Here is a 19,218-nt window from a genome sequence, read left to right as displayed (position 1 = left end):
CGTTTGTCTCCACCCGCATAGCGGGTGGGTTGAAGCTGGCCGCTGCGCGCCCAGCAGACTAAAGTCTTGAACCAAAAAGCCCGAGTGTCACTGAGACACCCGGGCTCGTGGAAAGGGGTTGATCCTTATTCGGACTTAGGCGGAAACTGCAGCGGAAGCAGTGTTGGTCTCGTCCTCGTCGGTCCAAGCGTGCTTGGGCATAGGACGGAAAATCTGGAAGAGCATCGCGACCAGCAGCACGATAGCCACAACCGTCCAGAAGCCAAACTGCCCAAGGACAAGCAGGTTATAGAACTGGTTGATGAACAGGCCGATCACCCAAGCGAAGGCGCACTCGTAGCCGAGGGCAATCGCGGTCCACTTGCCGGAATCCATCTGGTTGCGGATGGTACCCATAGCGGCAAAGCACGGAGCGCACAGCAGGTTGAACGCGCCGAAGGCAACGCAGGCGCCCATGGTGGGGAACATGCCGGCAAACGCGGTCCACAGGCTCGGGTCGGTCTCGCCCGCGTCGGCGACGGACAGCAGCGAGCCGGCGGTGGCGACGACGTTCTCCTTGGCGACGAGGCCAGAGACAGTCAGCGCGGTTGCCTGCCAGGTGCTAAAGCCGAGCGGGGCGAAGATCCAAGCGACCAGATTGCCCAGCATGGCGAGCACGGAGTAGTCCATGAACTCCTCGGGGATGCCGTCCATCGCAGGCAGGAAGCCAAAGGAGCCGTTGTAGCTACCAAAGTTGGAGAGGAACCAAACCACGACGGTGGACGCGAAGATGACCGTGCCGGCCTTCTTGATAAAGGCCCAGCAGCGCTCCCACACGTGCAGCGCCCAAGAGCGGATCGCCGGGAAGTGGTAAGCAGGAAGCTCCATAACAAACGGCGTCGGGCGACCGGCGAAGAGCTTGGTCTTCTTGAGCATGAGGCCCGAGGCGATGACGGCAAAGACGCCCAGGAAGTAGAAGAGCGGGCTGATCCACGCGGCGGTGGTGGAAGAATCGCCGATGATGGAACCCATGAGCAGGGCGATGATCGGCAGCTTAGCGCCACAGGGAATGAACGTGGTGGTCATGACCGTCATGCGGCGGTCCTTCTCGTTCTCGATGGTCTTGGTAGCCATGACGCCGGGGACGCCGCAGCCCGAGGACACGAGCATGGGGATAAAGGACTTACCGGACAGGCCAAAGCGGCGGAACACGCGGTCCATGATGAAGGCGACGCGGGCCATGTAGCCGCAGTCCTCCAGGAAGGACAGCATGACGAACAGCAGGAACATCTGCGGCACAAAGCCGAAGATGGCGCCCAGGCCGCCGACGATACCGTCGCAGACCAGCGAATCGACCAGGCCACCGTCCTCGGTGCCGCCCGCCACAAGGGCGTCGTGCACCACGGTGGTGATGCCGGGGACATAGGGGCCGTACTGTGCCGGGTCGACCGAGTCGGCATCGTCGCCCGCAGCCTCAACAGCTGCGTCATAGGCGTCGCGACCCTGACCGAGCACGTACCAGCCATCGGTACCAAAGAGCTGGTCGTTGGTGAAGTCGGTCACCGTGCCGCCCAGGGTGGAGACGGCGATGTAGTACACGCAGAACATGATGACCACAAAGATCGGCAGACCCAGGATACGGTTGGTAACCACGCGGTCGATCTTCTCGGAGGTGCTCATCTTGGCAGGAGCCTTGGTCATGCACTCGTCGATGATGTGGGCGATGACGCCGTAGCGCTCGCCGGTGATGATGGACTCGGCGTCGTCGTCGCAATCCTGCTCGCACTGGGCGACCAGCTGCTCTACGCGAGCGGCCTTCTCCTTGCTGAGGTTGATGAGCTTGCAGGCGTCCGCATCGCGCTCGAACAGCTTGACGGCGTAGTAGCGGCGCTTGTTGGCGGGAACGCTCGCCGGAAGGTTGTTCTCGATGTGGGACAGAACGTCCTCGATGGAGGAGTCGAACTTGTGCTCCGGCACCTGGCCCTTGGTGGCAGCGGACTTCTTGACCTGCTCGAACAGCTCCGTGATGCCCTTGTTCTTAAGAGCCGAGATCATCATAACCGGGCAGCCGAGCTTCTTGGAAAGCTTGTCGGTGTCGATCTTGTCGCCGTTCTTCTCGACCAGGTCGGCCATGTTGAGGGCGACGACCACGGGCAGGCCGGTCTCGATAACCTGAAGCGCCAGGTACAGGTTGCGCTCGAGGTTGGTGGCATCGACGACTTGGACGACCACATCGGGCTCGCCGCTCATGAGGTAATCGCGCGAGCACTGCTCCTCGGGGCTGTAGGGGGAAAGCGAGTAGATGCCAGGGAGGTCCGTGATGGTAACGTTCTTGTCGCTTAGGAGCTTGGCCTCCTTTTTCTCAACCGTGACGCCGGGCCAGTTGCCAACGTAGCCGTTGGCGCCGGTGATCAGGTTGAAAAGCGTGGTCTTGCCGCAGTTGGGGTTACCCGCCAGCGCGACATGGATCTGAGAATCCGCCATTCAATCCTTCTTCCTTGTGTGCCCGCGCTGCTTTCTCCGCGCAGGCTGGATAATGTGCTTCAAAGATGCTGCATTAAGTTAGAAAAACCTAACTTTATCTGCAGAAATATGCGCCACGAGTCCTTACTGAACCTCGACGACGGCGGCCTCCTCCTTGCGGATGGAAAGCTCGTAGCCGCGCACGTTGATCTCGACCGGATCGCCGAGCGGTGCAACCTTCACGACCTTGAACGAAGTGCCCTTGATGAGCCCCAGGTCCATAAGGTGGCGGCGAAGCGCACCCTCACCGTGAAGCTTGACGATGGTAGAGCTCTCGCCCACCTTAACGTCACCCAACGTCTTCATCCTCTTGTCCCCCTTTCGGTTTTTATGAAATGCTGCAGACTAGCCGACGGTCATGATGTGCATGGCAACCTTGGAATCGATACCAAAGCGTGCGCCCAGCACAGTGACGATGATATTGGCGCCACTCGAGCTCACCACGTGGATTTCGCTGCCCTCGACAAAGCCGAGGTCCTTGAGGTGGTGTTTCATGTCCTCATTGCCCTTTACACGGGACACGCGTACGGTTTCGCCCGCTTTTACCATCGAAAGCGGCATGGCCGGCATCTGCGGTCCGCAAGACATGAGTTGCTCCTAACGTCAGTTCGTCCTCAACATCGACGCGATAAAAGTTAACCACGTCTATGTTCGCTTTAGTAAACTAACACGTGGTTAACTTTTTGGAAAGGGTCCCCATTCAGATTTCGAAAAAGTTTCCTATACGAAACAAAAGGGCGCGGCAAAGGACCATCCTTTACCACGCCCTGTCATGCTTAAAGCGAGAGATTTCTGATCGATGCGACACAGGAGGCCTCATCTACGCCAGAAACGCGGAAGATGATGTCTTCGCCACATTCGCCGCAGAGTGCCATGAGCCCTATAACGTCGCGGCCATCGGTGTAGCGGTCACCAATCGAAACCGACACGTCACTACGGTGCTTGGCAATGATGTCATAGAGCAGCGCAACCGGGCGGGCATGTAATCCCAACGGATCTTTAATCGTCTTCGTAAACTCGACCATGTCCCCTCCCGCGGCATCGCACATTCGGCCGGCAAACCCAGCCACGTGGTAGTTATTGTAGCGTTAGATGCTTGTTGAGGGCGGGACGGAAATCGCATCCCATTTCGAGCGTCAATGATGGGACACAGTTTCCGCCAGAAGGCTCAACCGGAAAGTGCGACCCGTTATTTGGCTGGATTCTGGGACGCAGTTTCCGCTGAGCGACCCTGGCGGAAAGTACATCCCATTCTGGACGCAAATTCCGGGACGCAGTTTCCTCGACGTCCGGTCACCCCATGCCCTCACAACCTCGGCGCATAAAAAACGAGGGAAGGCACGCGTCCTTCCCTCGTTGCGGGCAATATGTAGCCGCTCGCCTACATCAGGCGCAGGCTGACGTCCTTGAGCTGGGCGCCGGAAACGGCACTCGGGGCGCCCGACATAAGGTCGGAGCCGCTGGCCGTCTTGGGGAACGCCATGACGTCGCGGATGGAGTCGGAGCCGGTGAGCAGCATGCACACGCGGTCCAGGCCCAAAGCGAAACCGCCCATCGGGGGCGCACCAAACTTGAGAGCCTCCATGAGGAAGCCAAACTGCGACTCGGCGCGCTCCTCGGTAAAGCCCAGGAGCTTGAGCATGGACATCTGCATCTCGGCGTTGTGGATACGCATACCACCGCCGCCGGCCTCAAAGCCGTCCATGACAAAGTCGTAGGTGCAAGAACCGGCCGCCAACGGGTCGGCCTCGATCTTGGCGATGTCAGTCTCGGTCGGCAGGGTAAAGGGCTGATGCTCGGCAGCGTAAGCCTTGCGGTCCTCATCCCAGTGGAACAGCGGGAAGTTGACGACCCACAGGAAGTCGTGGCCCTCGCGCTTGATCTCGAGCGCGTTGGCCATGTGGGAACGCATGCCACCCAGGATCTCGTCAGAGAGCAGGCGCGGGCCGGCGGCGAACATCACAAGGTCGCCGGGCTCGACATCCATGCGCTCGCGCAGAGCCGCCATCTCCTCGTCCGAGAAGAACTTGACGATGGGGCTGTTGATGGAGCCGTCCTCGCGGAAGGCGATCCAGGCCAGACCCTTGGCGCCAAACGTGGAGGCCACGCCGGCAAGCTTATCGATCTTGGCACGTGCCCAGGCACCGGCGCCCTTGGCGTTGATGGCCTTGACGACAGAGCCCTCCTCGTTTGCGGCGGTCGCAAAGACCTTGAACTTGGAGTTGGCAAAGATGTCGGTCAGGTCGACCAGGTGCATGCCGTAGCGGGTATCGGGCTTGTCGGAGCCATAGGTGTCCATGGCCTCCCAGTAGTTCATGCGACGCAGCGGCGTGGGCATCTCGACGCCCATGCGGCCGAAGGCATCGGACAGGACTTCTTCGAGCGCGCTCATGACATCGTTCTGGTCCACGAAGGACATCTCGATATCGACCTGGGTGAACTCGGGCTGGCGGTCGGCACGCAGGTCCTCGTCGCGGAAGCACTTGGCAACCTGATAGTAGCGCTCGACGCCACCGACCATAAGCAGCTGCTTCAGGAGCTGCGGGGACTGCGGCAGAGCGTAGAAGTTGCCCGGCTGAATACGGCTGGGAACGATGAAGTCGCGAGCGCCCTCGGGCGTGGACTTAAACAGGGAGGGCGTCTCGACCTCCATGAACTCACGGTTGTGCAGCGCCTCGCGAATGGCAAAGGTGAAGTCGGAGCGCAGCTTGAGGTTGGCCATCATCTCGGGACGGCGGAGGTCCAGATAGCGATAGCGCAGACGGGTGTCCTCGCTGGTCTCGATGCCGTCCTCGATCTGGAAAGGCGGGGTGACAGACGTGTTGAGCACCTCAGCGTGGTCGGTCAGGACCTCGATCTCGCCGGTCGCGAGCTTGGCGTTGGTGGTCTCCTCGCCACGGGAGCGCACGACGCCGTGAATCTTGATGGGCCACTCGGGACGCATGGTCTCGGCGATCTTAAAGGCATCGCCGTCGGAGTGCTCGGGGTCGAAAGTGAGCTGCGTGATGCCCTCGCGGTCGCGAAGGTCGCAGAAGATAAGGCCGCCGTGGTCGCGGCGACGGCTCACCCAACCGGTGAGGGTGACCTCTTCGCCCACGTTCTCGAAGCGAAGCTCGCCGCAGGTACGGGTGTGCATGGAATGCTCGTCAATGGGACGGGTCTGGCTCATACCAGTGATCCTCCTTTATGGATCTGTGCCGCCCCGTGTCGTTCCGGGCGGCGTCGTACAGATTTGCCCAGCCTGCGTAAACCGCGCAGCCAGACATGGCGTTCTATGTTATCGCACCCGCGTCGATGTGCCGCGAAAAAGTAGCTCTTACCCAAAGACTTGACGGAGACGAAACAATTGACGCACCGCGGCACCCGCCCGCGCTATTCACGTGCGACAATATGCCCCAATAAAACAGCACTTGGAAAGGCCCATCATGACTGCACGCCTCATTGTTATGGATATCGACTCCACGCTCATCAACCAGGAGGTCATCGACCTGTTGGGCGAGGAGGCCGGCGTGGGCGAGCAAGTTGCGCAAATCACCGATCGCGCTATGCGCGGCGAGCTGGACTTTAGGCAAGCGCTCGAGAAGCGCGTGGGGCTGCTCGCCGGCCTGGACGAGAGCGTGTTCGAGCGCACCTTTGAGCGCGTGACGTTTACCCCCGGCGCGTTGGAGCTTGTGCGCTCGGCACACAGCAAGGGCTGGAAGGTCGGCGTGGTGAGCGGCGGCTTCCACGAGGTCGCCGACAAGATCGTGGCCGCCGCGGGCATCGACTTCTGCCTGGCTAACCGCCTGGAGGTCGTGGACGGCAAGCTCACCGGTAAGTTGGCGGCAGACATTGTGACCAAGGAGTCCAAGCTCATCCAGCTGCTGGATTGGGCAGTCGAGTGCGGTGTCGATATGGCCCATACCGTCGCGATCGGTGACGGCGCCAACGACATCCCCATGATTCAGGCCGCAGGCACGGGCATCGCATTTTGCGCCAAGCCCAAGACGCGCGAGGCCGCCCCATTTGCCATCGACGAGCGCAACCTGATGCTCGCCATGGACATCATCCTGCGCGACTAGTCAGTTTGCCTCACAACTTCATCTAATCTGACATGTCAGATTTCCGAACAATTATGCTCTAATGTTCGGAAACAACCCTTCGCGTGCTAAACTTTTCTGCGTCGAAGGGAACTTATATGGACAAACGAGATCTTGAGCAATTGCTAAGTGACGTGGCAGACGGAAGCATTATGCCGGCCGATGCCCTCATGCGCATCCAGACGGCGCCGACCGCCGACCTGGGCTTTGCACAGCTCGATCTTTCGCGCGGGGTGCGCCAGGGAGCCGGCGAGGTTGTCTACGGTGCCGGTAAAACCGCCGAGCAGATTACCGCCATTATCGAAGCGCTGCGCGATGCCGGCCAGGAGCGCGTCCTGGTCACGCGCCTGGACAGCGAAAAAGCAGCCCGTACCTCGGAGCTCCTCGGCAACGGCATCGACCTGGGATATATCCCGAACACACAGCTCGCCCTCGTGGGCGGCAAGCCCTCCCCTACTGGCAACGGACGCATCGTCGTCGCCTGCGCCGGCACGAGCGACTTGCCCGTCGCCGAGGAAGCCGCGTTGACGGCCGAATTCTATGGCAACGAGGTCGACCGCCTCTACGACGTGGGTGTTGCCGGCCTGCACCGCCTGCTCGCGCATGCCGAGGAACTTGCACAGGCGCAGGTGGTCATCGCCATCGCCGGCATGGAGGGCGCGTTGGCGAGCGTGGTCGGCGGCCTGGTGAGCTGTCCGGTCATCGCCGTTCCCACCAGCGTGGGCTACGGCGCAAGTTTTGGTGGCGTAGCCGCACTGCTCGCCATGCTCAACTCCTGTGCCAGCGGCGTATCGGTCGTCAATATCGACAACGGCTTTGGTGCCGCCTACCAGGCAAGTCTTATCAATCATCTGAGCGCCGGCACACCCCGCGCCCGCTAAGGAGCATTCCATGTCCAATCATCAGCACACACTTATCATCGACGGCACCTCGGGCATCAGCGGCGATATGACCGTCGCGGCCCTGCTCGACCTGGGCGCCAGCGAGGAGCACCTGCGCGAACAGCTCGCTACGCTGCCGGTCGACGGCTTTACGATCGCCGTCACGCGTGCAAACAAGCATGGCATCGACGCCTGTGATTTTGACGTCCAGCTTGCAGAGGAGCTCGAGAACCACGACCACGATATGGCCTGGCTCTACGGCAACGAAGCAGCTGCCGAGCACACGCACGAGCACGAGCACGGGCATGAGCATGAGCATCACCATCATGATCATGGCGGGCACGAACACGAGCACTGCCATGAGCACGACCATGAGGGCCACGCCCATGAGCACGAAGATCATCACCACACCCACCACCATCACCACCGTTCTTTGGCGGATGTCGCCGCCATCATCGATGGCTCGCAGTTAAGCGATGGCGCCAAGCGCCGCGCGCTCGCCATCTTTACCGCGCTCGCCGCCGCCGAGGCCAAGGCCCACGGCAAAACGCCCGAGACCGTCATGTTCCACGAGGTAGGCGCCATCGACTCCATCGTCGACATCTGCTCGGTCGCCATCTGTCTCGATGACCTGGGTATCGAGGACATTGTCGTCGAGTCGCTCTCCGAGGGTCACGGCACCATCCACTGTGCCCACGGCCTTATGCCCATCCCGGTGCCCGCCGTCGTCAACCTATGCCAAGCAGGCAATATCGCCCTCACGCCCGCACCGGTCGCCGGCGAGCTCGTGACGCCCACGGGCGCCGCCATCGTCGCCGCACTGCGCACGTCCGAGCACCTACCGGCCCGCTACCGCATCGAGGCCGTCGGCTACGGCGCCGGTAAGCGCCCCTACGAGGGTTGCTCCGGCACGCTCCGTTGTCTGCTCGTTCACGTGGATGCATAGCCATGGATGCCCGCAAAGAAAAAAGCCGCGCTGCCATCGTTGCGGCGTTCTCCGAGCTGCTACGCGAAGTGGACTACGGCAAGATTACCGTCGGCGACATCATCGCGCGCGCTCACGTAGGCCGCGCGACATTCTACGGCCTCTTTAAGAGCAAAGACGACCTACTGTCCGAGCTCGTGAGCGACATCTGTACCCACGCCCTCGACGACGATGGCACACCGCTCGACGACCCACTCGTGCAGGTCGAGCATATCCTCAACAACCTCTGGGAGCGCCGCCAGGGCGTTCGAGCCCTCGTAGCCGGCGCCGGCTCCCGCGCCTTCGCCGACTGCTTACGCAAGACCATCATGTCACGAGCAGCCGAAACCGTCCCCGCCGACTCCACAGGCCCCGCTGGCACCATGGACCGCAGTTTCTTACTACACCACATAGCCTCAAGCTTCGTAGCCACCGTCCAATGGTGGGCCTGGCACAACTTCCAAGCAGACAAAGCCGACGTAGCCAAAGACTACTTATCAGCCATAAAGCCCCTCTTCAACTAGGTAACCACTCCACCCCAAAGAAAAACTTCATCCCAAAGCACCGCCCCACCCCAAGGCGCCACGTATCCCAAAGTGCCACTCTCACCCCAAAGCCCCGCCCAACCAAAAGCACAACCCATCCCAAAGTGCTAGCAGCAGCCCAACGCCCCTACCAGCAACAAGCCCCTCCCACCCAAATTCAGATATATATGTAGTGTTGCTTGTCCCAACGCGACTAAGATCCCGCAGCTGGCCGCATAGGGTAACTTCCCAGCGCATTCCGCAGGACGAAAGAACCCCCGCCGCACGAAGTGCGCAGCGGGGGTTCTTTCATGTCCGAGGACGCGCTGGGAAGTTACCCTATGCGGCCAGCGGACAACTATGTAGCCTCGGACTAGAACATGCCCAAGAAACCATGCACAAACAGCGCGGCCAGAGCGGCACCGACAAACGGAGCGATGCCAGGAACAAGCAGGCCGTACTTCCAGTTGTTGTCAGCCTTGTTCTTGATCGGCAGCACCTGATAGGCCATGCGAGGACCAAGGTCACGGGCCTGGTTCATGGCGAAGCCAGTGATACCGCCCATGCCCATGCCAACGGCCCAAACGATCAGGCCGACGCAGATGGCGAGCATCAAGACGTTCTCGCCAGCACGGTTAGCAGCAGCAAGGATGGCGCTGATGAACACAAAGGTGCAGATAGCCTCGCAGAAGAAGTTGCGGGCATAGTTCGTACCCTCGGTGGTGGGGTTGGTCGAGAAGATGTTGCGCTGGGCAATGGGATCGACGACACCATCGGAAGCCTTGAACTCATCGGCATACATCAACCACGCGATCACGGCACCCGCAAAGCCACCGAGCATATCGGCAATCATGAAGGGGATGCAGCTGCTCCACGGCACCAGGCCCACGATGCACTGGGCAAGCACCATGGCGGGGTTCATGCACACGGCGCCGCCAAAGATAAACAAGGCGACCGAGATGCCAAAAGACCAGGTGGTGATGGCAAACATGTGGCCGGAGCCCTGATACTTGGTGCCCTTAAGCACGGTATCGCAGTGCACGCCCACGCCAAAGATGATCATGAGGGCCGTTGCGCCGAATTCGCAGAGGAGTTTGGTAAGCATAAAACCTTATCTTTCTTGTCGGTTATAAACGATTCGTTTAGGCCGCGTACTAGTGCTGTGCGACGACAACGCCCAGGCCATCGGGAATGACGGCCACCTTGGCATCGGCACCCTTCATCTCAAAGGCGAGCTTGAGCGCCTCATCGAGGGTGTTAACCGGCGTCATGTGCATATCCTTGATCATCTGGTGATCGCACAGGTCGGTAACCATGATCACAGGGTGATGCGCCAGGATGCGGGCAAAGATCTGGCTCGTCCACTGATCGGGCAGGGTCTCGTCCTTAGGACGGTCGATGCAGGCGCGCTCAAACTCTGCCGGATCATTGTCGGCGATGTTGTGATAGAAGCCCTCGCCACCGTGACCGTCGGCACAACCGGCGACATCGATGATCACGCCGCCCTCGGGAAGCGTAGCCTCGGCAGAGCACATGCCCTTCACGGCCTGATAGATGTTCTGGTCGAGCGGGTAGCCGCCGTTGGTGGTAATGGCAATCTCGCACTCGACGGGCTCAACGCCGGCAAGGCTCTTCACGAACTCGCAGCCAGCCTCGTGCGCCTTGTGGATGTCGCCGGCAAAGGAGCCGATGACCTCGTGCTTGCCGTTGAGCACCACGTTGAGCACAAAGGCAAGGTGAGCCATCTCGGCAGCGGCAAACATGTCCTCGCTCACGTGGTTGTGGCACAGGTTGCCGGCACGCGAATGGGAATCGTTCACAAACTGACCGTTGTGGTTGTACATGATGGTCTTGTAGCTGGCGATACCAGGCAGGACGGACTTGCGGCTACCAGAGAAACCGGCAAAGAAGTGCGGCTCAATAAAGCCCTCGGCAAGCAGCAGATCGCAATCGGCAGCAATCTTGTTGATGATGCACTCGCCGCCAGAAGGCAGGGTGCCGATCTTTTTCATCATGCTGTCATCGGTCGCGACGTGCATAACGATTTCCTCGTTGGCAACGATCTCCTCGCCGTACTTGTTGACGAGCTCCTCGTGCGTCGACGGACGATGCATACCCGTAGCAACCAGAATACGCACGCGAGCCTCGGGCGCAGCAGAATGGATGTGATGCAGCAGAATAGGCATCGTCACACGCGAGGGAACGGGACGCGTATGATCGGAGCTAATGATGACGATATCCTTCTTGCCAGCACAAAGCTCCTCGAGCGAAGGCGAGCCATAAGGATTGGCAAGCGACTCCTCTACCAGCTCTTCCTGCGATTTCGTGGTCTTAAACTCGTTTTGATGACCTTCCATCACACCCGCGAAGTTCTTATCCTCGAGCTCCAGATGCAACGTCTTGTGGTCAAACGGCAGTTCACATTCAAACAATGACGAGCGCCCTCTTCCTTTTCAACTGACACACTAGATAAACCGTTGGAAGGATACGCCGCTCACCGAAAAACACCACCGTCCACCGACTCATTAACACAACGTTCATATTTGACCCACAACAAAACGACCGCGATCCCAAACGGAGCCGCGGCCGCTACAGTCGTAAGGCGAGAAGCGCGCCTTTCTTCTCCTCAGCTTTAATTCCAGAAGACCGAGGACGAAGGGGCCCGAAGGGTTTCCCTCTGAATGCATTCCGCAGCACGAAGCCCCCTTATCCGCAGCTCCGAAGGAGCAGGATAAGGGGGCTTCAAGTGCGAGGACGCATTCAGAGGGAAACCCTTCGGGTCCCGGTGAGAGCCACAGGGCTATCGATTACCCCGTGTTCTGCAATCCTGCCGAGACGCCGGTCACAGTCGAAAGAATCAGGCTCATGTACTCGGCCTTCTTCTCCTCGGCCATCTCGTCCTGGTTCATACGCACCTCGCGAAGGGCGCGGACCTGGGCGATGGACAGGGCGTCGACGTAGGGGTTACGCACGCGAACGGCGCAGCCGAGCACGCGGCGGCGCTGCAGCGGCCACTCGTCACCGACGATGGCAAGGACCCACTTACGCGTGAGCTGCATCTCGGTGAAGACCTTCTCGGACAGATCCTGGCGATCGCCCAGGTGCAGATACATCTTGGCGATGCGCTGGTCGGTCTTGGCAATCGACATCTCGATGTTGTCGATGAACGTGCGGAAGAACGGCCACTCCTGGTAGGCAGCCTTAAGCTGGTCAAGGTCGCCCAACTGCTCGCAGGCGGTGCCCAGGCCGTACCAAGCGGCCAGGTTAATGCGCGCTTGGCTCCAGCTGAAGATCCACGGAATGGTACGCAGGTCGTCGAGCGACTTGGCACCCAGACCGCGCTTGGCGGGACGCGAGCCGATCGGCAGCAGACCGACTTCGGTCAGCGGCGTCACGGTCGAGAACCACGGTGTAAAGTCCTCGGTGTTCAGCAGGTCCAGATAGCGCTCGTGGCTTGCGGTGTTGAGCTTCTCGGCCATACCCCAGAACTTCTGCGTGGTCTCGGTGTTGGTCTTCTCGACACTCGGGGCCGACTGCAAAAGCGTTGCGGCGGCAACGGACTCAACATGGCGCTGAGCCAGCGTGCGGTTGCCGTAACGGGCAAAGATGACCTCGCCCTGCTCGGTGAGCTTAAAGAAGCAGTTGACCGAACCCTTGGGCTGCGCCAGCACGGCCTTGTTGGCCGGGCCGCCGCCACGGCCCACGGCACCGCCGCGACCGTGCATGAGCACCAGGTCGATATTGTTCTTCTCGGCCCACTTGGCGATGCGCTCCTGCGCGGAGTGCAGCGCGAGCATGGCCGTGGTAGGACCGGCGTCCTTGGAGGAATCGGAGTAGCCCAGCATAACCTCCATGCGGCGGTTGGTCTGGGCAAGGCGCTTTTGCACCACGGGCAGCGTAAGCATCTGATCGAGCACGTCGACGCAGCCCTCGAGGTCCTCGAGCTGCTCGAACAACGGGATCACGTCGAGCTCGGGGACATCCTCCTCGTGTGCAAAGGACAGGTGCGCCAGCTCAAAGACGTCGGCCACATGCTGAGCGCTCTTGGTAAACGAGATGATGTAGCGGTGCGCCATCTTCTTGCCGTAGCGCTTTTGGATGGAGCCGATAGCGCGGAAGGTATCGATGACCTCGCGCGTCATGGGCTGCAGGTCGCCATGGATACCGTTCTCGTGGATATCCTTAAGGGCGCGGGCATGCACCACGGAGTGCTGACGGAACTCCATCTCGACCATATGGAAGCCGAAGGACTCGACCTGCCAGATGATGGTTTGGACCGGGCCGTAGGCAGCACGGACGGCACCGCAGGCGGCCAGCGAACGCTGGACGACGCGCAGGTCATCCAGGAACTCGTCGGCGCTGTGGTACATGGTGTCGGTGATACGACGGACGGTGGCGTTCAGGCGGTCGGCCATGACGAGCATGACGGCGCGATGCGGCTCGTGCTCGGAGATCAGCTCGGCGCGGGCCGTGTAACGAGGGCTCATCTCGACCTGATGGTTCCACAGGTTAATGAGCTCGGCCGACGGCTTGCTGTAGGTAGCCTCGAGCGTGAGGTTGCGGCCGATGTGGCGGCACTTGTCCTCGAGCTTGAGCACCATGTGCGTAAAGTACTTGGCGGCGACCTCACGGCTCACCTTGGCGGTGACGTTGGGGTTACCGTCGCGGTCGGAACCGATCCAGCTGCCGGGATGGAAGAACGCCGGGCACAGCGGCGGCACAGTACCGGCCTTGTCGCCCAGCACCCAATCGTCAAAACGACGATAGATAACGGGGATGACGTCGAACAGCGTGTTATCGAAGATGTCGATGATGGTATCGGCTTCCTCGACCGGCGTGGGCTTCTTGAGCGCGATGGGACTCGTACGCACCAGGGCGTCGATCTCCTGCAGCATATGGCGCTCGTTCTCCACCAGGTCGGAGCCGCCCAGACGCGGACGCTCCTCCAGCAGGTTGGAGATACGGCGGATCTTGCCCTCGACGGCCTTACGACGGGCCTCGGTGGGATGTGCGGTAAAGACAGGGTGGAACTCGAGCTTGTCGAGCAGCTCGTTGGCACCCTCGACACCCAGCTCATTCACCAGCTGGTGATAGGCAACGGTAAGCTCGTTGGCAGGATCGACCTCGGTATCGGTCGACGCACCGGCCTCGCGCTCGCGCAGCTGCGCCACACGGTAGTTCTCCTCCGACAGGTTTGCCAGATGGAAAAAGCTCGTAAAGGCGCGAACGATGACCTGCTGCTTATCGAGCGGCAAGCTGTCGATCAAATCGACGACCTCACGAAATGCCACGGCAGTGGGCTCGTCGGCGGTGGGCACGCCCTGCTCGTCGACGGCTTCGTCGGCAGCGCAGGTACCGGGGTTGCCGGCATTGACCACAATCTCGGCTGTCAAAATCTTGTCGAACAGGTCCGCGATCTCAGGATCATACTCGCTAAGCACACGGCGCTCCAGGCGCAAGAACAGCGCCAGATTGTCGCGCAGCTCCTCGGGGATCTCGATCTCGGCGAGACGCTCCCTGGACTCGGCATTCGAGCCGATTCGGTTAACGAGGCGGTTGACCACGGCAGCGACGCGCGCCGCGGCTTCGGGTACAGACTGGTTGCTTAGGTTCTCAGCCACGTTTCCTCCCATTCCTCCTTCTATGCACGTAACATGCGGTATTCATTATAGGCGCTTGAGAAATACTTTCGACACTGATTGCGCTTTACCACACAAAAGTATTTTCTGCATTGCAAAGGTTTTTGCCCTAAATGGTCGTATTTCTCGGTGGGCGGCATACGTAAACGGGGGCATTCCGCATAAAAGCGAAACACCCCCGTAACAATCGCTCTCCATGAGCAGGGCACGTTAGCAGGCCCGAAGCTCAAAAAGATGCGCTACAGGCGCTCGCGAACCGCCTCGACGACGTTGGCCAGATCGGCAAGGACCTCTTCATGGCTCTCCATGTCGCGCACCTTGACCTTGCCGGCGGCAAGCTCGTCGCCGCCCAGGACTAGGATGAGCTTGGCGCCTACCTTATCGGCCTGCTTAAACTGGGCCTTGAGCGAACGGCCCTGATAGTCGGCCTCGGTCACGATACCTGCGGCGCGAAGCTCCTGCGTAATGGCAAAGACGTTCTGGCGCAGCTCCTTGCCGGCGTTGGCGACATAGACGCACGGGGCCTCCTCGGCACCCAGATCGCTGCCAAAGGCCTGCAGGGCCAGCAGGGCGCGCTCAAAACCGACGGCAAAGCCGACGCCCGCCGTGGGCTTGCCACCCTCGAGCTCGACCAGACCGTCGTAGCGGCCGCCGCCGCCGATGGAGCCGACGCCGGCGCCAGGGGCCTCGACCTCAAAGACAGTACGGGTGTAGTAGTCCAGGCCGCGCACCAAGGTGGGATCCTCGACATACTCGATACCGGCGGCATCCAGATAGCGCTTGACCTGCTCGTAGTGCTCGCGGCACTCATCGCACAGGTTGTCACCCATCAGCGGAGCCTCGGCCATGATCTCGCGGCAGTGGTCGTTCTTGCAGTCGAAGGCACGCAGCGGGTTGAGCTCGGCGCGCTCGCGGCACTCATCGCACATCTCGTCGGCGTGATCGAGGATGAACTGCTTAACCTGCTCGCGATAAGCCGGACGGCACTGGGCGTCACCCATCGAGTTGATGAGCAGACGAAGCTTGGAAAGATCGAAGCCCAGGCGCTTGTAGAACTCCATGAGCATGATGATGCACTCGGCGTCTGCCGCCGGATCGGGAGCGCCGAGCCACTCGATGCCCACCTGGTGGAACTGGCGCAGGCGGCCCTTCTGGGGACGCTCGCCGCGGAACATGGCCTCGGCGTAGTAAGCCTTAAACGGCGTGGAGCCCTGGGGCACCAGATTGTTCTCGACGACGGCGCGCACCACGCCGGCCGTGCCCTCGGGGCGAAGTGCCAGGCGCTGCTTGGGCTTGAGTTTGGTGTCGGTGCCCTCGGTAAAGACGCGCTCCAGGTTGGCACCGCTGAACACGCGGAACATTTCCTTGCGCACGACGTCGGTCGACTGGCCGATACCGTGGACAAACACGTCAACCTGCTCGATCGCGGGCGTCTCGATGGGTTTAAAACCAAACGGCTCGAACACGCCGGCCGCAATCTGCTGCATCTTTTGCCAGGCGCGCATCTCGGCGCCGATAAGGTCGCGGGTTCCCTCCGCCTTCTGTGCCTGCATGGGCAAACACCTTTCTTTTGTATCGCGTCATAGGTAACGGTCATTATACGGCACAAAGCAGCAACGCGGCGGCGCGTCTGACCGAACGAGGGTATGGGGACTCGTTCGGCCAGACGCGCCGCCGCTGTTTGTGATCCGTTTTCCTCCGTCCCCTTCGGATCACGTGATCTGTTGGGGACGGAGGAAAAGGGACCATTTCGTAGGCCCGTGGCCGCCTTGGAAACCGAATGATGGTACGAGCATCCATTCGGCTTCCAAGGCGGCCACGGACAGAACGGAGCGAACAGAAAAGAGCGACGGACGTCTACTCCCCCGCCACGCTCGCGCGCAGCTTGGCGGCGATGGGCTCGGATGCCAGCAGGAACACGAGCATGACCACGGAGCACGCCAGGCACACGATCCAGGTGCTCGCAAAGGAGCCCGTGGCATCGAACAGCACGCCCGAGACGATGGCGCCCACGGTGCCCAAGATTGCCTTGAAAGACAAGGGCATAGGCCTTATGGCCATGCCCGCAGGCTTGAAAGACAAGGTTGGGCGCTACCGGTGGTCGGCGATATAGCCCAAAGCGACTGCCGCATAAGCCGCGGCGCCGAGCGGCAGCTCGGCATCGCTAAAGCGTGCCTTGGGATGGTGTTGGGCAAAGTGCTCGTCCGTATCGGTCACAGCTGCGCCCACGGTAAAGTACGCACTCGGGATCTCGCTCGAGATCAGCGCGAAGTCCTCGCTCGCCATGGCGTGGAACAGCGGCAGGAAGGCGGCCTTGGGCAGCACCGCGCTCACGTAGCCAAGCGACGCCTGGGTCATGTCGTCATCGAGTACGAGCGGGGGAACATCCGAGAGTGTCTCGAGGGTCGCCGGCGTGCGATACGTTGCGGCCACGCCGTTAACGACCTCGGCGATACGCTCCTTGAGATGAGCCATGAGCTCGACATCGAAGCCACGCAGCGTTCCCTCGAGCACACAAGTGTCGGGGATGACATTTGCGGCCTGACCGCCGGCGAACTTGCCAACGGTAAGCGCGACCTCCTTAGCCGCCGGCACTTCGCGAGCGATAAGCTCCTGAAGCGCCAGATGCACATGCACGCCGGCCGTGATGGGGTCGATGCAAATCTCGGGGCTCGAGCCATGGCCGCCCTTGCCCTGAAGCGTGATACGAAAACCGTACACGCCCGAGAGCGCCGGGCTGCCGTAGAGCACCAGGCCGAGCGGCGACTGGCTATTGACATGCATGGCAAAGGCGACCTGAGGACGCGGGTTCTGCAGCAGACCGTCGGCGATGGCGGCGCGGGCACCCTCAAAGGTTTCCTCGCCCGGCTGGAACAGCAACTTAACCGTAGCGTTGGCATCAACAAGCTCTGCCTCGCGAGCTTTGAGCATACGAGCCGCACCAAGCAGCGCCGTCGCGTGCATATCGTGACCGCAAGCGTGCATGCAGCCGTTGGTGGATGCAAAGGGCTCGCCGGATTCCTCGGCAACGGGCAGGGCGTCCATGTCGCCACGAAGCATGATGACCGTACCGGCCTGCTCATTCGTGCAGACGCCATTGCCTTGGGCCGCGGCGGCACCGGCGCCGACAAGGCCCACAACGCAGGAACCATCGACGAGCGTTGCAAATGGGATGTCCATCTCGGTCAGGCGCGCTTGGATATACGTAGAGGTCTGCGGGAGGCTATTACCCAGCTCGGGCATCTGATGTAAATCGTGTCGCCACGCAGCGAGCTCGTCTGCAAAAGCCTGAGCTTCTGCAACAAGACCGTCACCGATAGCGGTCTGCGCCGCCGCGGTGGCCTTGGGCGCTGATTGCGGTTGAAGATCGGACAGTGCTGGTGCCATAGATGCCCTCCAGTAACGTTTTTGCAGCAAGCACTTTGATAGCGTAAAGTGCAAGGTACTACTTTAAGGGCGACGCATAAAAAATGCCGCCCCGGGAGGCGGCGCAACAAATTGTTTACAATTGCGGACGCGGCTTTCGACGCAAAAAATCGAAATGCGTCTCGCTCAAGATAATCGAAAGAAAGATGAGCGCGAAGCCGGCGAGCAGGCGCGAGGCGAGCGCCTCCCCCATCAGCAGCACCGAGAACAGCACGCCCGAAGGCGACTCCATCGAAAGGAGCAGTGAGCCCGTCGAGGCCGAGACATGCGCCAGGCCGACGTTTTGGATGAGCAGAGCCGCGCATGTGCAACCAACCGAGAGAAACGCCATCGCGCTGATAAAGCTCGGCGTCCACACGGACAGAGGCGCTTGGGTCTCGAATAGCAGCGACGTTGCCAGGCTCAGCACGCCGTTGCCCACAAACATCCAAAACGTGATGACGTTGATGTCCATTTTGCGACCGTACTTGGCAGTCACCGCCATCTGGATGGCGAAAAAGACCGCACCCGCCAGCGTAATGACATCACCGATGTTGAATTCAACGCTATCGAGCGCCACCAAGCCAATGCCCGCCAAGCACAGCAGCGCCGCGCCCAGGTTATAGCGGGTGAGTTTTTCGCCGCTCAGAAAATAGCTCGCGAACGGCACAACGATGCAATACGTGCCCGTCAAAAAAGCATTCTTGCCCGCCGTGGTGTGCGCCAGACCGACTGTCTGCAGGGCGTAGGCGGCCCACATAAGTGCGCCCATGCCAAGTCCGACGATAAGGTTGCGGGCGTTGAGGTGCGCGATGATGCGCTTGTGGAAGATGAAAAACATGACCAACGCCGCAGGCAGAAAGCGCACGTAGAGCAGTTCGAACACCGGAATGGTGTCGAGCGCGTCCTTCATGGTCGTAAAGGAGTAGCCCCAGACGACTGCCACCGAAAGCAGCAGGACTTTCCAGAACAGCGGCGAGCGAGCGCCGGCGCCGCGGGAGGTGCCGCCCGCGCCCAGGTCCTCGCGAGCAACAGGGCTATCGGGCATCATTTCGATATTGTCAGTGGCATGCTGGGCCATAGGGCATCCTCGCGCTCAATCTGGGCGTGGTGTCCGCACGCGCATGGCTGCGTGCCGCCTCATGGTCAAATAAAAGCAGGGCGCACCGGACCCCCGGCACGCCCCGCTACTGTAGCAACAACCAAGCAGCCCGTGCAATTCAC

16 protein-coding genes are annotated in these 19,218 nt (G+C 60.9%); 4 read left to right on the top strand and 12 right to left on the bottom strand.

The window, feature by feature from the left end; translation table 11 throughout:
* Nucleotides 1-135 precede the first annotated feature (135 nt).
* The 5 genes from feoB to aspS form a co-directional block, all read right to left on the bottom strand.
* A complete protein-coding gene (feoB, locus tag AB5Z14_RS08825) occupies nt 136-2,463 on the bottom strand; it encodes a ferrous iron transporter B (protein WP_368131103.1) in 2,328 nt (775 codons plus the stop codon).
* Nucleotides 2,464-2,586: 123 nt separating this feature from the next.
* Entirely contained in the window at nt 2,587-2,808 is a 222-nt protein-coding gene (locus tag AB5Z14_RS08820; RefSeq protein ID WP_006234774.1) for a FeoA family protein, read from the bottom strand.
* 39 nt (nt 2,809-2,847) lie between these two features.
* On the bottom strand, nt 2,848-3,090 hold the full coding sequence (locus AB5Z14_RS08815; RefSeq protein WP_040358815.1) for a FeoA family protein: 243 nt from the start codon (nt 3,088-3,090) through the stop codon (nt 2,848-2,850).
* Nucleotides 3,091-3,278: 188 nt separating this feature from the next.
* Nucleotides 3,279-3,527, bottom strand: coding sequence for an HPr family phosphocarrier protein (locus AB5Z14_RS08810; RefSeq protein WP_368131102.1), 249 nt, complete (start codon nt 3,525-3,527; stop codon nt 3,279-3,281).
* Nucleotides 3,528-3,883: 356 nt separating this feature from the next.
* On the bottom strand, nt 3,884-5,671 hold the full coding sequence (gene aspS, locus AB5Z14_RS08805) for an aspartate--tRNA ligase (protein WP_368131101.1): 1,788 nt from the start codon (nt 5,669-5,671) through the stop codon (nt 3,884-3,886).
* Between the two features lie 211 nt (nt 5,672-5,882).
* On the opposite strand from aspS, the gene serB reads away from it, so the two are divergent.
* From serB to AB5Z14_RS08785, 4 genes are all read left to right on the top strand, one after another.
* Nucleotides 5,883-6,563, top strand: coding sequence for a phosphoserine phosphatase SerB (gene serB / locus AB5Z14_RS08800; RefSeq protein WP_368131100.1), 681 nt, complete (start codon nt 5,883-5,885; stop codon nt 6,561-6,563).
* 116 nt (nt 6,564-6,679) lie between these two features.
* Nucleotides 6,680-7,462 carry a nickel pincer cofactor biosynthesis protein LarB gene (gene larB, locus AB5Z14_RS08795; RefSeq protein WP_368131099.1) on the top strand — a complete coding sequence of 261 codons (783 nt, stop codon included), beginning with the start codon at nt 6,680-6,682 and terminating at the stop codon, nt 7,460-7,462.
* A 10-nt stretch (nt 7,463-7,472) separates the two neighbouring features.
* Nucleotides 7,473-8,408 (top strand): nickel pincer cofactor biosynthesis protein LarC, encoded by a 936-nt coding sequence (larC, locus tag AB5Z14_RS08790; RefSeq protein WP_368131098.1) that lies wholly within the window; start codon nt 7,473-7,475, stop codon nt 8,406-8,408.
* A 2-nt stretch (nt 8,409-8,410) separates the two neighbouring features.
* The gene (locus AB5Z14_RS08785) at nt 8,411-8,950 is read left to right on the top strand and encodes a TetR/AcrR family transcriptional regulator (protein WP_368131097.1); all 540 of its coding nucleotides are present in this window, start codon (nt 8,411-8,413) and stop codon (nt 8,948-8,950) included.
* 373 nt (nt 8,951-9,323) lie between these two features.
* Here the strand turns inward: AB5Z14_RS08785 and larD are convergent, their stop codons facing one another.
* The 7 genes from larD to AB5Z14_RS08750 all read right to left on the bottom strand — a co-directional run bounded on the left by larD (nt 9,324) and on the right by AB5Z14_RS08750 (nt 19,075).
* Nucleotides 9,324-10,055, bottom strand: coding sequence for a D/L-lactic acid transporter LarD (larD, locus tag AB5Z14_RS08780; RefSeq protein WP_195234155.1), 732 nt, complete (start codon nt 10,053-10,055; stop codon nt 9,324-9,326).
* Nucleotides 10,056-10,104: 49 nt separating this feature from the next.
* Nucleotides 10,105-11,382 (bottom strand): nickel-dependent lactate racemase, encoded by a 1,278-nt coding sequence (larA, locus tag AB5Z14_RS08775; protein WP_022093875.1) that lies wholly within the window; start codon nt 11,380-11,382, stop codon nt 10,105-10,107.
* Nucleotides 11,383-11,757: 375 nt separating this feature from the next.
* On the bottom strand, nt 11,758-14,571 hold the full coding sequence (locus AB5Z14_RS08770) for a phosphoenolpyruvate carboxylase (protein WP_438265668.1): 2,814 nt from the start codon (nt 14,569-14,571) through the stop codon (nt 11,758-11,760).
* A 257-nt stretch (nt 14,572-14,828) separates the two neighbouring features.
* Nucleotides 14,829-16,142 carry a histidine--tRNA ligase gene (gene hisS / locus AB5Z14_RS08765; protein WP_195362008.1) on the bottom strand — a complete coding sequence of 438 codons (1,314 nt, stop codon included), beginning with the start codon at nt 16,140-16,142 and terminating at the stop codon, nt 14,829-14,831.
* Between the two features lie 304 nt (nt 16,143-16,446).
* On the bottom strand, nt 16,447-16,629 hold the full coding sequence (locus AB5Z14_RS08760) for a hypothetical protein (protein ID WP_349127208.1): 183 nt from the start codon (nt 16,627-16,629) through the stop codon (nt 16,447-16,449).
* 51 nt (nt 16,630-16,680) lie between these two features.
* Nucleotides 16,681-17,976 (bottom strand): M20 family metallopeptidase, encoded by a 1,296-nt coding sequence (locus AB5Z14_RS08755; protein ID WP_368131096.1) that lies wholly within the window; start codon nt 17,974-17,976, stop codon nt 16,681-16,683.
* A gap of 115 nt (nt 17,977-18,091) precedes the next feature.
* Nucleotides 18,092-19,075 (bottom strand): DMT family transporter, encoded by a 984-nt coding sequence (locus AB5Z14_RS08750; protein WP_368131095.1) that lies wholly within the window; start codon nt 19,073-19,075, stop codon nt 18,092-18,094.
* Nucleotides 19,076-19,218: the final 143 nt, after the last annotated feature.

It is taken from the genome of Collinsella aerofaciens (assembly GCF_040910265.1).
In the GTDB taxonomy this organism is placed as follows: domain Bacteria; phylum Actinomycetota; class Coriobacteriia; order Coriobacteriales; family Coriobacteriaceae; genus Collinsella; species Collinsella aerofaciens_BK.
Note: the sequence above shows the minus strand (reverse complement) of the source record. Positions and strands in the feature narration are given on the sequence as shown.

Bases quoted from the DNA above. Each gene is read 5' to 3' on its own strand.
- hisS (WP_195362008.1), bottom strand. From the start codon at position 16,142: ATGCAGGCACAGAAGGCGGAGGGAACCCGCGACCTTATCGGCGCCGAG.
- larD (WP_195234155.1), bottom strand. From the start codon at position 10,055: ATGCTTACCAAACTCCTCTGCGAATTCGGCGCAACGGCCCTCATGATC.
- AB5Z14_RS08785 (WP_368131097.1), top strand. From the start codon at position 8,411: ATGGATGCCCGCAAAGAAAAAAGCCGCGCTGCCATCGTTGCGGCGTTC.
- AB5Z14_RS08820 (WP_006234774.1), bottom strand. From the start codon at position 2,808: ATGAAGACGTTGGGTGACGTTAAGGTGGGCGAGAGCTCTACCATCGTC.
- AB5Z14_RS08815 (WP_040358815.1), bottom strand. From the start codon at position 3,090: ATGTCTTGCGGACCGCAGATGCCGGCCATGCCGCTTTCGATGGTAAAA.
- larB (WP_368131099.1), top strand. From the start codon at position 6,680: ATGGACAAACGAGATCTTGAGCAATTGCTAAGTGACGTGGCAGACGGA.
- aspS (WP_368131101.1), bottom strand. From the start codon at position 5,671: ATGAGCCAGACCCGTCCCATTGACGAGCATTCCATGCACACCCGTACC.
- feoB (WP_368131103.1), bottom strand. From the start codon at position 2,463: ATGGCGGATTCTCAGATCCATGTCGCGCTGGCGGGTAACCCCAACTGC.
- AB5Z14_RS08810 (WP_368131102.1), bottom strand. From the start codon at position 3,527: ATGGTCGAGTTTACGAAGACGATTAAAGATCCGTTGGGATTACATGCC.
- larC (WP_368131098.1), top strand. From the start codon at position 7,473: ATGTCCAATCATCAGCACACACTTATCATCGACGGCACCTCGGGCATC.
- AB5Z14_RS08750 (WP_368131095.1), bottom strand. From the start codon at position 19,075: ATGGCCCAGCATGCCACTGACAATATCGAAATGATGCCCGATAGCCCT.
- AB5Z14_RS08755 (WP_368131096.1), bottom strand. From the start codon at position 17,976: ATGGCACCAGCACTGTCCGATCTTCAACCGCAATCAGCGCCCAAGGCC.